The organism is Thalassobellus sediminis (genome assembly GCF_044386045.1).
Classification (GTDB): domain Bacteria; phylum Bacteroidota; class Bacteroidia; order Flavobacteriales; family Flavobacteriaceae; genus Thalassobellus; species Thalassobellus sediminis.
The window spans coordinates 1,603,746-1,618,012 of record NZ_JBISCD010000040.1 but is presented as its reverse complement, the minus strand read 5'-3'; the positions used below and the strand labels follow the sequence as shown (position 1 = coordinate 1,618,012).

10 protein-coding genes are annotated in these 14,267 nt (G+C 33.8%); 7 read left to right on the top strand and 3 right to left on the bottom strand.

From position 1 onward, the window contains the following. Positions 1 to 3 precede the first annotated feature (3 nt). From ACH5TW_RS13700 to ACH5TW_RS13670, 7 genes are all read left to right on the top strand, one after another. A complete protein-coding gene (locus ACH5TW_RS13700) occupies positions 4 to 2,412 on the top strand; it encodes a 3-hydroxyacyl-CoA dehydrogenase/enoyl-CoA hydratase family protein (protein WP_439337068.1) in 2,409 nt (802 codons plus the stop codon). A 4-nt stretch (positions 2,413 to 2,416) separates the two neighbouring features. After that, positions 2,417 to 3,607, top strand: a complete 1,191-nt coding sequence (locus ACH5TW_RS13695) for an acetyl-CoA C-acyltransferase (RefSeq protein ID WP_439337067.1) — start codon at positions 2,417 to 2,419, stop codon at positions 3,605 to 3,607. 126 nt (positions 3,608 to 3,733) lie between these two features. Then, on the top strand, positions 3,734 to 5,536 hold the full coding sequence (locus ACH5TW_RS13690; protein ID WP_439337066.1) for an acyl-CoA dehydrogenase FadE: 1,803 nt from the start codon (positions 3,734 to 3,736) through the stop codon (positions 5,534 to 5,536). Between the two features lie 98 nt (positions 5,537 to 5,634). Beyond that, complete coding sequence (locus tag ACH5TW_RS13685) at positions 5,635 to 6,105, top strand: DUF6265 family protein (RefSeq protein WP_439337065.1); 471 nt, start codon at positions 5,635 to 5,637, stop codon at positions 6,103 to 6,105. 1 nt (position 6,106) lies between these two features. Further along, positions 6,107 to 7,441: a M28 family peptidase gene (locus ACH5TW_RS13680; protein WP_439337064.1), complete on the top strand. Its 1,335-nt coding sequence runs from the start codon at positions 6,107 to 6,109 to the stop codon at positions 7,439 to 7,441. A gap of 72 nt (positions 7,442 to 7,513) precedes the next feature. Beyond that, complete coding sequence (locus tag ACH5TW_RS13675) at positions 7,514 to 9,160, top strand: M1 family metallopeptidase (protein ID WP_439337063.1); 1,647 nt, start codon at positions 7,514 to 7,516, stop codon at positions 9,158 to 9,160. Between the two features lie 5 nt (positions 9,161 to 9,165). Further along, the gene (locus ACH5TW_RS13670) at positions 9,166 to 9,741 is read left to right on the top strand and encodes a YdeI/OmpD-associated family protein (protein WP_439337062.1); all 576 of its coding nucleotides are present in this window, start codon (positions 9,166 to 9,168) and stop codon (positions 9,739 to 9,741) included. Positions 9,742 to 9,747: 6 nt separating this feature from the next. On the opposite strand, the gene ACH5TW_RS13665 is transcribed toward ACH5TW_RS13670, so the two are convergent. The 3 genes from ACH5TW_RS13665 to ACH5TW_RS13655 are packed head-to-tail and all read right to left on the bottom strand — an operon-like array spanning position 9,748 to position 14,043. Further along, positions 9,748 to 10,629 (bottom strand): carbohydrate kinase family protein, encoded by an 882-nt coding sequence (locus tag ACH5TW_RS13665; RefSeq protein ID WP_439337061.1) that lies wholly within the window; start codon positions 10,627 to 10,629, stop codon positions 9,748 to 9,750. 32 nt (positions 10,630 to 10,661) lie between these two features. Next, the gene (locus ACH5TW_RS13660; RefSeq protein ID WP_439337060.1) at positions 10,662 to 11,942 is read right to left on the bottom strand and encodes a glycosyltransferase; all 1,281 of its coding nucleotides are present in this window, start codon (positions 11,940 to 11,942) and stop codon (positions 10,662 to 10,664) included. A gap of 19 nt (positions 11,943 to 11,961) precedes the next feature. After that, positions 11,962 to 14,043: an HAD-IIB family hydrolase gene (locus ACH5TW_RS13655; RefSeq protein ID WP_439337059.1), complete on the bottom strand. Its 2,082-nt coding sequence runs from the start codon at positions 14,041 to 14,043 to the stop codon at positions 11,962 to 11,964. Positions 14,044 to 14,267: the final 224 nt, after the last annotated feature.

Sequence of the window (14,267 nt, the reverse complement as noted above, 5' to 3'; positions counted from 1 at the left end):
AAGATGAGCAAACGAATAATTAAAAAAGTAGCCATTATTGGTTCTGGAATCATGGGAAGCGGAATCGCTTGTCATTTTGCTAATATTGGAGTTGATGTATTATTACTAGACATTATTCCAAGAGAACTTAATGCTAAAGAAAAAGCAAAAGGTCTAACTTTAAAAGACAAGGTTGTTAGAAATCGTTTAGTAAACGATGCTTTAGCAGCTTCTTTAAAGTCGAAGCCCTCACCTATTTATCATAAAAAATTTGCCAATAGAATTACTACTGGTAATCTTGAAGACGATATTTCTAAAGTAGCTAATGTAGATTGGATTATGGAAGTCGTTATAGAACGTCTTGACATAAAAAAGCAGGTATTTGAAAATCTTGAAAAACACAGAACACCAGGAACTTTAATAACATCCAACACTTCTGGAATCCCTATTCATTTTATGAGTGAAGGACGTAGTGAAGATTTTCAAAAACATTTCTGTGGTACACACTTTTTTAACCCAGCTCGATATTTAAAATTATTCGAAATCATACCTGGACCAAAAACAGATACTTCTGTATTAGATTTTTTAAATGGTTATGGCGAACAATTTCTAGGAAAAACATCAGTAATTGCAAAAGATACGCCAGCTTTTATAGGAAATCGTATTGGTATTTTTAGCATCATGAGTTTATTCAATGCTGTTAAAAGCATGAACTTAACTATTGAAGAAGTTGATAAATTAACAGGCCCTGTTATTGGTAGACCAAAATCGGCAACCTTCCGTACGGTTGATGTTGTAGGTTTAGATACTTTAGTACATGTAGCTAATGGTATTGCCGAAAACTGTAAAGATGATGAACAATTAGAACTGTTTAAACTACCTGATTTCATCAATACCATGATGGAAAACAAATGGTTAGGAAGCAAAACAGGACAAGGTTTTTACAAAAAACAGGTTTCTGCTGAAGGCAAAAAAGAAATTCTTTCATTAGATTTAAATACATTAGAATACAGATCGAAACAACGTGCAAAATTTGCAACACTAGAATTAACAAAAACTATTGATAAAGTCGTTGACAGATTTAAAGTTTTGGTTTCAGGAAAAGATAAAGCAGGCGATTTTTACAGAAAAAGTTTTGCGGCTTTATTTGCTTATGTTTCAAACAGAATTCCTGAAATAACAGACGAATTATACAAAATTGATGATGCCATGAAAGCTGGTTTTGGATGGGAACATGGTCCTTTTCAAATTTGGGATGCCATAGGCGTTGAAAAAGGTATTGAAATAATGAAAGCTGAAGGATTAAAACCTGCTGCTTGGGTAAACGAAATGTTAGCGTCTGGAAGTGATTCTTTTTATACCGTAAAAGACGGTGCTACATACACCTATGATATTCCAAAGAAAATACAAGAAAAAGTTCCAGGTCAAGATGCCTTCATTATATTAGATAACATTAGAAAATCTAACGAAGTATTTCAAAATTCAGGCGTTGTTATTGAAGATTTAGGAGATGGTATTTTAAACTGTGAGTTCCAATCTAAAATGAATACTATTGGAGGCGATGTTCTTGCAGGATTAAATAAAGCCATAGATTTAGCTGAAAAAGATTATCAAGGATTAGTTATTGGTAATCAAGGTGCGAACTTCTCGGTAGGCGCTAATATTGGTATGATTTTCATGATGGCAGTCGAGCAAGAATATGACGAATTAAATGCTGCTATTAAATATTTTCAAGACACTATGATGCGTATGCGTTATTCTGCAATCCCTACCATTTCTGCTCCACATGGTATGACGCTAGGTGGTGGATGTGAACTATCAATGCATGCCGATAAAGTAGTAGCAGCTGCCGAAACTTATATTGGTTTAGTTGAATTTGGAGTTGGTGTGATTCCTGGTGGTGGTGGTTCTAAAGAAATGGCTTTAAGAGCATCAGATACATTTACAAAAGGTGATGTAGAACTTAACACGCTCCAAGAATATTTCTTAACTATTGGCATGGCTAAAGTTGCTACTTCAGCCTATGAAGCTTTTGATATGGGCATCTTACAAAAAGGAAAAGATGTTGTGGTTGTTAATAAGGACCGACAAATTGCAACAGCGAAAGCCTATGCCAAATTAATGGCTGAAACAGGTTATACGCAACCAGTAAAACGTAAGGATGTAAAAGTACTTGGAAAACAAGCTTTAGGGATGTTTTTAGTAGGAACAGATGCTATGGAAGCCTCTAGATTTATTAGTGAACACGATCATAAAATTGCCAACAAGCTAGCCTATGTGATGGCTGGTGGCGATTTATCGGAACCTACATTAGTAAGCGAACAATACTTACTAGATTTAGAACGAGAAGCATTCTTAAGTTTATGTACAGAACGCAAAACATTAGAACGTATTCAGCATATGCTAAAAACTGGAAAACCTTTAAGAAACTAAAACAATGAAACAAGCATATATAGTAAAAGCATACAGAACAGCCGTTGGAAAAGCGCCTAGAGGTGTATTTCGTTTTAAACGTGCAGATGAGTTGGGTGCAGAAACCATTCAGCACATGATGAAAGAATTACCTAACCTAGATGTCTCAAGAATTGACGATGTTATTGTTGGTAATGCGATGCCAGAAGGTGCACAAGGTTTAAACATGGCTCGATTTATTTCGTTAATTGGTTTAAATTCTGTTGATATTCCTGGAGTAACTGTAAACCGTTTTTGTTCGTCTGGAATAGAAACTATTGGTATTGCAACTGCAAAAATACAAGCTGGAATGGCCGATTGTATTATTGCTGGCGGTTCAGAAAGCATGAGTTCAGTACCTATGACGGGTTTCAAACCAGAACTAAATTATGATACTGTAAAAGCAGGTCATGAAGATTATTATTGGGGTATGGGAAATACTGCTGAGGCAGTAGCAAATCAATTTAAAGTATCTCGTGAAGATCAAGATGCATTTGCATATAATTCACATATGAAAGCTTTAAGAGCACAAGCTGAAAACAGGTTTCAAGATCAAATAGTTCCTATCAATGTGGAACAAACCTATATTAATGAAAACGGTAAAAAAGCAACCAAATCTTATGTGGTAACTAAAGACGAAGGACCTCGTGCCGGTACTAGCTTAGAAGCTTTAGCGAAATTGCGAGCTGTATTTGCTGCAGGTGGCAGTGTTACTGCAGGTAATTCATCTCAAATGAGTGATGGCGCAGCCTTTGTGATGGTTATGAGTGAAGATATGGTTAAAGAATTAAACCTAGAACCTATAGCACGATTAGTTAATTATGCAGCTGCTGGCGTAGAACCTCGCATCATGGGAATTGGACCTGTAAAAGCCATTCCAAAAGCATTAAAACAAGCTGGTTTAAAACAAAGTGATTTAGATCTTATTGAATTAAATGAAGCTTTTGCTTCACAATCATTAGCAGTCATTAGAGAGTTAGATTTAAATCCAGACATTGTTAATGTAAATGGAGGCGCTATAGCATTAGGTCATCCACTTGGTTGTACAGGAGCTAAATTATCTGTTCAACTATTTGATGAAATGAGAAAACGCAATATGCAAGGAAAATACGGTGCAGTAACTATGTGTGTTGGTACAGGACAAGGTGCATGTGGGATTTTTGAATTTTTAAATTAAGACCTCAACTAGGTATCCAAAAAAAAAGAAAATTTATAAAATAATAAAGAGTTTTAAAATAAAGTATAACTAAAAACACACCCCGTAACAGTTCTCACCCTTTGGGGGAGTTAGAGGGGGCATATTATGGCAAAAGACTTATTACGAGGCGGTCAATTCTTAGTTAAAGAAACAAACTGCGAAGACATTTTTACACCAGAAGATTTTTCGGAAGAGCAAAATATGATGAAGGAAGCTGTCACAGAATTTGTAGACAGAGAACTTTGGCCAAATAAGGCACGCTTTGAAGCTAAAGATTATGCCCTAACAGAATCTTGTATGCAAAAAGCAGGAGAAATGGGTTTCTTAGGAGTTTCTGTTCCTGAAGCTTACGGCGGAATGGGTATGGGATTTGTTGACACCATGCTCGTTTGCGATTATATTTCTGGAGCTACCGGATCGTTTAGTACGGCCTTTGGAGCGCACACAGGTATTGGCACTATGCCTATTACCTTATATGGTACCGAAGAGCAGAAACAAAAATATGTTCCGAAACTGGCTAGCGGCGAATGGTTTGGATCGTATTGCTTAACAGAACCTAGTGCTGGTAGTGATGCCAACTCTGGAAAAACGAAAGCGGTTTTATCTGCCGATGGAAAAACATACAGTATTACTGGTCAGAAAATGTGGATCTCTAATGCTGGTTTTTGTAGCGTAATGATTGTTTTTGCGCGTATTGAAGACGATAAAAACATTACTGGTTTTATTATTGAATACGACCCAAATAACCCGAATGGAATTACCATGGGCGAGGAAGAACATAAGTTAGGAATTAGAGCGTCATCTACGCGTCAGGTATTTTTTAATGATACCGTAGTGCCTGTTGAAAATATGCTTTCAACAAGAGGTAACGGATTTAAAATTGCCATGAATGCTTTAAATGTTGGTAGAATAAAATTAGCCGCTGCATGTTTAGATGCACAACGCCGAACTATTAGTGAATCTGTAAAATATGCTAATGAGCGTATTCAGTTTAAAACACCTATTTCTAGTTTTGGAGCTATTCGTCAAAAAATAGCAGAAATGGCCACCAACTGTTGGGTAGGAGAATCAGCTAGTTATAGAGCTGCAAAAAACATTGAAGATCGTATAGAATTACGTCAAAACAACGGCAAAGACACACACCAAGAAGCCGAACTAAAAGGAGTTGAAGAATATGCAATTGAATGTTCTGTTTTAAAAGTTGCTGTTTCCGAATATACACAACGATGTACAGATGAAGGTATCCAAATTTTTGGAGGCATGGGCTTTTCTGAAGACACACCTATTGAATCTGCTTGGAGAGATGCTCGTATTGCCAGAATCTATGAAGGTACTAACGAAATAAACCGTATGCTAAGTATTGGTATGCTTATTAAAAAAGCTATGAAAGGCCATGTAGATTTACTAGAACCAGCAACTGCAGTTGCTAATGAACTTACTAGTATTCCATCTTTTGAAACACCAGATTTTTCAGAATTATTTTCAGAAGAAAAAAGTATCATCAAAAATCTTAAAAAATTATTTTTAATGGTATCTGGTGCTGCTTTACAAAAATATGGAGAGAAAATTGAACAACATCAACAACTAATGTTAGCTGCTTCTGATATTTTAATTCAAATATACATTGCAGAATCTGCTATTCTACGAGCAGAAAAAATGGCTAAAAAAGAAGGAGAAGACAAAGTTGCAGAACAGATAGCTATGGCAAAATTAAACTTGTTTCATGCTATTGATGTTATTGAAACAGCAGGGAAACACTCTATTATTTCATTCTCTTCAGGAGACGAGCAACGCATGATGCTTATGGGCTTAAAACGTTATATAAAATATGTAAATATGCCTAACATTATAGAATTAAGAAATATTATTGCTAACAAAGTAATTAAAGAAAACAAATACTGTTTTTAAAGTATAACTAAGTGACTAATTCAATTATGTAAAGCGCATTAAAAGTTATTTTTGATGCGCTTTTTTATTTTATCTATTTTAGTAAAAACTTTGTAACTATGAAAACATTATATTTTCTAGCCTTACTACTTCCATCGTCATTAGTATTTTCTCAAAATGATAACACTATTGAACCTAAATTAGAAAACATTTCTTGGATATCTGGTAATTGGAAAGGTGAAGCTTTTGGAGGCATTACAGAAGAGAACTGGAGTAAACCTTCAGGAGGATCTATGATGGCTACGTTTAAATTAATTATTGACAATAAAGTGTCATTTTATGAAATTGAAATTATCAGAGAAGTAGAAAACACTTTAATCCTTCAACTAAAGCATTTTAATAATGATTTAAAAGGTTGGGAAACTAAAGACGAAACGATTGATTTTCCTTTAAAAAAAATAACAAAGCATAATGTTATTTTTGAAGGCATGGTTTTTGAAAAAGTAAATGAAAATGAAATGAATATCTATGTTGATTTACATCAGGAAGATGGTACTGTTGAAACCGTTAAGTTTAATTATAAGAAATAATATGAGATATTCTACACTCTTAATTTTTATAATATTTACATCTATAATAAGTGCTCAAACAAGTGAAAAATTATATGATATTGTTGATGCTATTTCTAGAGAACGTATAGAAAAAACCACAAATATTTTAGTCAATTTTGGAACTAGGAACACCTTTAGCGACACCCTATCTAACACTCGAGGTATAGGGGCTGCTAGACGCTGGATAAAACAAGAATTTGAAACCATTTCTAATAATTGTGATAATTGCTTAGATGTTTTTTATCAAAAAAATTTTGTTGCAAAAAAAGGGAACAAACGGGTACCCCATGATGCTTGGATAGTTAATGTAGTGGCAGTACAAAAAGGTTTAAAACACCCTAATAAATACATCATAATGAGTGGTGATATTGATTCGCGGGCAAGTGACACAATGGATTTCACTACCGATGCACCTGGAGCTAACGATAATGCTTCTGGTATGGCAGGAACTATTGAAGCAGCAAGAGTGCTTTCAAAATACAAATTTGAAAATAGTATTATTTATGTAGGGTTATCTGGAGAAGAACAAGGCCTTTTTGGTGGAGCTGGATTAGCTAAATATGCACAAGAAAAAGGTTGGGATATCATTGGTGTTTTTAATAATGATATGATTGGAAACATCTCTGGTATTGATGATGTAATAGATAATAGAAGTTTTAGAATTTTCTCTGAACCAGTACCCGCTAATGAATCTGAAAAAGAAAGAACATTCCGAAGATTTTATGGAGGAGAAGTTGATGGCATTTCTAGGCAATTGGCCCGTTATGTTTACAAAAATGTAAAAACATATATGCCAGAAATGAACCCGATAATGATATACAGATTAGACAGATTTGGACGTGGAGGTCATCATCGTCCTTTTAACGACTTAGGTTTTGCTGGCATTAGAATTATGGAGGCACATGAAAACTACACGCAACAACACCAAGATATTAGAGAGGAAAATGGAATTAAATACGGAGATATTATTGAACATGTTAATTTTGAATATGCTAAAAAATTAACTATTGTGAATGCCATAAACTTAGCTAGTTTAGCTTCTGCTCCACCACCCCCTAAAAACCTTGCTATTGGTGGTATTGTTCAACCATCAACAAAATTAAAATGGGATAAAGTTGATGGAGCGAAAGGTTACAAAATATACTGGAGAGATACCACCTCTCCCACTTGGGACTATAGCAGGTATGTAGGTAATGTTTTAGAATTTACTTTAAAAAATATAGTTGTTGACAATTATTACTTTGGAATAGCATCAGTTGGAAAAAATGGTTTTGAAAGCATTGTGCTTTTTCCTAATAAAATTATTCGCGATTAAATAAATATTAACATACTTTTAATAGCCTTTTAGAATGTTTTTCTATTAATTTATATTTAAAAAAAAGAATAAATGAAATATAATTTTTTAATACTTATTAGTTTATTATTGTTTTTACATACCTCTGTAAAAGCGCAGGGTTTACTTAAAGAAAAACATGATTTCACACATCAAGATACAATAAGAGGTACCATAACTCCAGAACGTGCTTGGTGGGATGTAACCTATTATCATTTAGACATTAAAGTAGATCCTTCAAAAAAGCACATTTCAGGAAAAAACACCATTCAGTATAAAGTTTTAGAAAACAATTCGGTAATGCAAATTGATTTGCAGCCACCTTTAAAAATAACAAAAGTTATTCAAAACGGTGATTCTTTAGAAGTAAAACACGATGGCAATGCTCATTTTATCAAACTAATAAGTAAACAAGATGTAGGAAGTATTCAATCTCTTGATGTGTATTATGAAGGCAATCCAAAAGAAGCCATTAAAGCACCTTGGGATGGTGGTTTCTCCTGGAAAAAAGATAACAATGGAAAAGATTTTGTAGCAACATCTTGTCAAGGCTTAGGCGCTAGTGTTTGGTGGCCTAACAAAGATCATATGTACGACGAAGTAGACAGCATGCTTATTAGCGTGAATGTGCCAAAAGGCTTAATGGATGTTTCTAACGGAAGGCTGCGTAAAATTGAAGAATTCACAGATACGAAAACCTACCATTGGTATGTAAACAATCCTATTAATAATTATGGTGTAAATGTGAATATTGGTGATTACGCCCATTTTTCTGAAGTATTTGATGGTCAAGGAGGTAATTTAGACATGGATTATTATGTTTTAAAAGACAACTTAGAAAAAGCTAAAAAACAATTTAAAGATGCTCCAAAAATGATGAAAGCTTTTGAGCATTGGTTTGGTCAATATCCATTTTATAAAGATGGATACAAACTTGTTGAAGTCCCTTATTTAGGTATGGAACATCAAAGTTCGGTTACATATGGCAACAAATTTATGCAAGGTTATTTAGGAAGAGATTTATCGGGTACTGGTTGGGGATTAAAATTCGATTATATTATTATACACGAATCTGGACATGAATGGTTTGCGAATAACATAACCTATATTGACATTGCAGACATGTGGATTCATGAAAGCTTTACAAGCTATTCTGAAAGTTTATTTGTAGAGTATTATTATGGTAAAGAAGCAGGTGCTGAATATATAATTGGCACTCGTAAAGGCATCCATAATGAACGTCCAATTATTGGACACTACAATGTAAACAAGGAAGGTTCTAGTGATATGTATCAGAAAGGCGGAAACATGCTACACACTTTAAGGCAGCTTGTTAAAGATGATGAAAAATGGCGTCAAATTTTACGTGGATTAAATATAACATTTTATCATCAGACGGTAAGCACGCAACAAATTGAAAATTATTTAAGTAAAGAAACTGGGATCGATTTAACCTCTTTTTTTAATCAATATCTAAGAGATATAAGAATACCAACTTTAGAATATTCTCATAAAAAAAGAACTTTAAAATATAGATGGACTAATATTGTTGATGGATTTGATATGCCAATTCAAATAAAAATTGGAAATGAAGACAAATGGATCTACCCAAAATCTGAATGGCAGACAATAGAAACACCTTCTAGTAAAATGCCAATCATAATTGATAAAGATTTTTATGTTAAAGAAAAAAACATATAATACCTATGGAAAAAACCCCTGAATTATATTTTAAAACAGACTCCAAATGGCGAGCATGGTTACACAATAATTATAATTCGTATAAAGGTGTTTATTTAATCTTTTATAAAGTTGAAAACAAAGAACCATCTATGCGATGGGAAGAAGCTGTAAAAGTAGCTATTTGCTATGGATGGATTGATTCTACTGTAAAAAGCTTAGGAAACGGAAAACGCCGACAATATTTTTCACCAAGAAATGACAAAAGTGTTTGGAGTGCTTTAAACAAAAAATATATTGACTCACTTATTGCTGATAATCTAATGCATGAAAGTGGATTAAAAAAGATTGAAATAGGAAAACAAAATGGTAGTTGGACTGCCTTAGATGATGTTGAAAATGGCATTATACCAGAAGCGTTACAACTAGAATTTAACAAGAACGCTTTGGCTTTTGATAATTACCAAAACTTTGCCCCTTCATATAAAAAAAGCTATTTATATTGGTTAAAACAAGCTAAAAGAGAAGCGACAAAACAAAAGCGTATTTCTGAAATCATTAAGCTCTGTGAAGCAAATATTAAGTCAAGAGACAACTGGTAAACAAAATTAAGGGTTTATAAAAGCACCAATTTGCGCATTGCTTATTTTAGGATTTGCACCATCCTCTTGTGCGACTAGTGCACCAACAGCACAAGCAAAATTTATAGCCTCTTGCGGACTAACATTATTTAATAATTGACTAATTAGCGATCCTAAAAAGGAATCACCAGCACCAACTGTATTCTTTACTTTTATTTGATAGCCACTATTATAATAAAGTTTTCCATTATAAAGTAAAACGGCTCCATGCGCTCCTTTGGTAACACAAACATGCTTGGTATTTGTTTTCTCAGCTATATAATTTAAATTTTGTTCTAAAGAATTATATACAGAACCCATGCTCCTACTTACTTCATAAAGTTCATCATCGTTAAACTTAATAAAATCAGATGTATTCATAAGATATAAAAGCACTTCTTTTGAGTAATGAGGTGGTCGTAAATTAAGATCAAATACTTTATAATGTGCTAAATCTATCAGTTTATAAAGCGTACCTCTAGAGATATCATCTCTAGCTATTAAACTCCCAAAAACAAAAGCATCAGATGCTTTTACAGCATCTATAGAAGCTTCTGTTAAACTTATTTTATCCCAAGCTCTTGGGTATATAATATCATACGATGCAGATCCTTTATCATTTAATATGACCTTAACCTCGCCTGTTTCAAATGTATCAATAACTTGAATGCAACTTATATTTAAATCATTCTCTAAAAAATAATGCATTAATTTATTACCAGCACTATCATTTCCAACAGCACTAATCATAATAACTTCATTATTAAAAGAAGCAGACCGAAGTGCCACATTTAATGGTGCGCCTCCAATTTTTTTATAAGTTGGAAAAACATCCCATAATACTTCTCCAAAACAGACAATGTTAGCCATAAATTTTATTTTAATAGTTTAACCGTTCTTACTTAGTAAAAAAGATTAGACTCCATAGTTTGTTGATTAATGGAGCTTTTAAAAACTTCAATCATTCGCTTAGCAATTCCTGTCCAGCCAAAATTACGACGCGCAAAACGAGCGCCTTCAACAGATAGTTCATTTCGCATTTTAGGGTATAAAAGCGGCATAGCCATCATAGCACCAAACTCAACAGGTCTGTGAGGATCTGCAAATAAAGCTTGATTACCAAAATCAATTAAATCATATAAGCCACCATGCACAGTAATAATACTTGGTGTACCACAAGCCATAGCCTCAATAGCAACCATTCCAAAAGGTTCATATCTAGAAGGCATAACAAAAATATTAGCCGATCTGTAAACGTTTGCTAAATCTTCATCGGCTATATAATTTTTCCATTTTATTTTATCCATAATACCCAGTTCGGTTGCTAACTTCTTAAGCGTTGCAACGCCTTCATCATCTTGATCTGACTGATCGCTACCAATTGCCGCTACTAATCTAGCTTCTGGACAAAGTTCGAAAACCGTTGGTAATGCTCTTATTAAAAGATCATAACCTTTATTATGTGCCATTCTTCCTAAAGTTAAAATATCTGTAGGATGAATATCGTACTTAACACGAATTTTATCATTTTCTTTTGAAGGTACTGGAAAAAATCGGTTTTCGTCAATTCCAGGAGGAATCATGGTACAATTTTTTGGTAAAACATCATATTGCTTAGTTAACAAATCTACTTGAGGCAATGTTGTAGCAATAACATGATTACACATTTGATACACAAAATATTCTTTTCTAATACGTTCTTTAAAACGATAATTTTTCTCCATTACCTTTTCATCCATATCACTTCCCATAGTATGCTGTTTCCACCAACCAACAGAGTGCGGTGTATGCACATGCGAAACGCCTAATTCTTCAGCTATTTTTTGTCCTGCCCAACCTGCATCCCAATAATGAGAATAAACAACATCGTACTTTTTGCCTTCTTTTTTAATAGCTGCTAAACAATTGGTAACAAACTTTTTTAAATGATCGTGCATATCCTCTTTTCGGATAAACTTTTTTCCTCCAAAAGGAATCCGCCATACACTATAATTATCATCTACATGATCGTACTCTGGTTGATCTTCAAATTGACGTGTTACTAAATCTACTTTTTTTCCCAGTCTACTAAAACGCTCGGCAAGCTCTAAAACATAAACTACTTGTCCACCAGTATCTGGTTTTCCTAATTCTGCATTGGCTCCTACATAGCCATGTAAAGAGATCATCAATATTGATTTCATATGTTTAAATTTTAGTTAATTATTTAATTATTCGTAAGTCATTGCAAGCTGATATATATTGGGCCGCAGACCAAGCCTGATAAGCTTTCCCCATAGCTTTACCTGAAGTACCATGCGCCCACTCGGTAAATTCCCATTCTTCTGTTAATCCTTCTTTATTTATTAGAGCTAATTTGTACAACTCTGAAATAGCAACATCTCTAAGCCCTAGTTTGTTAATAAACTTCACCCAAAAACCGCCTACAAAAGGCCAAATACCACCATTATGATAGTGATTTGGAAGGTTTAATAAGTTAACGGTATAGTATGGTTTCCAATCTGGATCACCAGGTGTTACAACAGGATACACGTTAGATACAGGAAACGGATCATTAACACCAACACCTAGCATAAACTTGAAGGTCTGGTGGGCTTTTTCTGCATCGACAGCGCCATGTAAAAAGGCTAACACGTTACCAAACACATCACAACGCCAGCTAAAATCGAAAGGTGTTGTTTGCGCTATTAAATAAGGCGTATCTCCTAGTGTAAATTGACGTTCGGCAAAGGACACCGATTGAAATAATTTTTGCTGTGTTGAAGGCCAAAAATTTTGTAATATTTCTTTTTTTATAACTTGAGACCATCTTATATGTTCTCCAGCTTCTTCATAATCTCCTAACATTTCCAGCATACGCCCAAAACATACATTTGCTCGATACCAAAGGATTTCATCGTAAAGAATGTTATAACTTCCTCCAAACAAATCGGTCCAATCTCCAGCTTCAGGAATTTCTAACAAGGCATCATTGTTACTATCGTGCGCTCCTAACCAACGCATAGTTTCTTTAATATCTGAAATATATTTTCGAAGAAACTTTATATCTTTTGTTACATTAACGTATTCATAGAAAGCAATTACGACCCAAATACCACTATCAATAGAACATATACCTCCTACTCCAGAATAATCGGCTACATTGTCTTTTATACGTACATTAGATGGTATTTGTCCATTACGAGAAATGTGCTCAAACAAAGTAACTAACGTTTGACGTTGACACTGATGAATTTCTTCATCATGTATAAGCGATAACGACCCTATAACTGTAATTGCTCCATCTCGTGCCCAAACGCTATGATAATTTTCATCGGTTCCATTTGGTACATTATCTTTTATGGAACACGCCGAAAACCCTAAGGGTGTAATATTCTTTTTTAATGCTTCAACAGCTTTATCATAGCCTTCTCTTATTAATTCTAACTTTTCTTTATCGTCTTCGTCTGCTATATTATTTAACTCTTGTTGAATGATATAATCATCAATATGATCTTCTTCATTAATTATTTTTGCTTCCTCAGGTAATATGCCATAATATATAAGTCCTTCAATAACGCCATCACCATGATCGCCCTCGGCATGATACATCTCTCTGTGTTTTGTAAACCTATATAGCTCTTCATGGGCATTGGCCACAACAATGCCTCTAACGTCATCCATATCGAACATAGCAGAGTCATTTCCGCTATCTCCTGCAACCACAACATTATCGGCCTTTAAATCTAATTTTTTAAGTAACCATTGCAATGCATTCCCTTTATTAGCCCATTTTGGAAGAATATCTAAAAATTTTTCTCCAGAATACACCACGTTTATGTGCATATTTGCATTTGAAAAATCTTGTTCGATACTAGATATTAATGCTTTGGTAGCATCATGAAAATAATAACTCCTTTTATATGAATGTTGAAATTTAGCGGGTTGCTCACTTATTGGATGATTGATACTTTGTATAACTTGCTCAACCTTTGTTAAGTCCCAACCATCATCAAGAACATCATTAAATTCTTTTACAATAGATTTACTATTAAAATCGTAAATAAGAGTTCCTACACCAGCTATTATATAATCTGGTTTTGGTAAAATCCCCTTTTTTATAAGACCAAGCACATCGTCTATTAATCGCCCTGTATTATACGCAAGTAAAACATCTGTTTTTGCTTTGTATTTATTCCAAGTTTTAGGGAAGTTACTTTTTAAAGTGTGAAAATCGATTAGTGTGTTATCAATATCAAAAGACAAGATTTTGATAGGACTCTTTTGCATAAGATTTATATCCATAATTTAATAAAAAGCTATAGTGTTTTGTTGACTTATTTAGGGATTGAAATCGCCTAAAAAACTGTTTGTTTTGCTTAAGATACTGAAAAAACGACGAACAAGACCCTTTAAAAACAGGCTTCTAAGACTCGTTAATTATTTTTAGTAAAATAAAAATATCACCTACTCAAAAATGAGTATTTAAAAAAATAAACCGCTTAAAAAATGAATATGTGAATTACAAA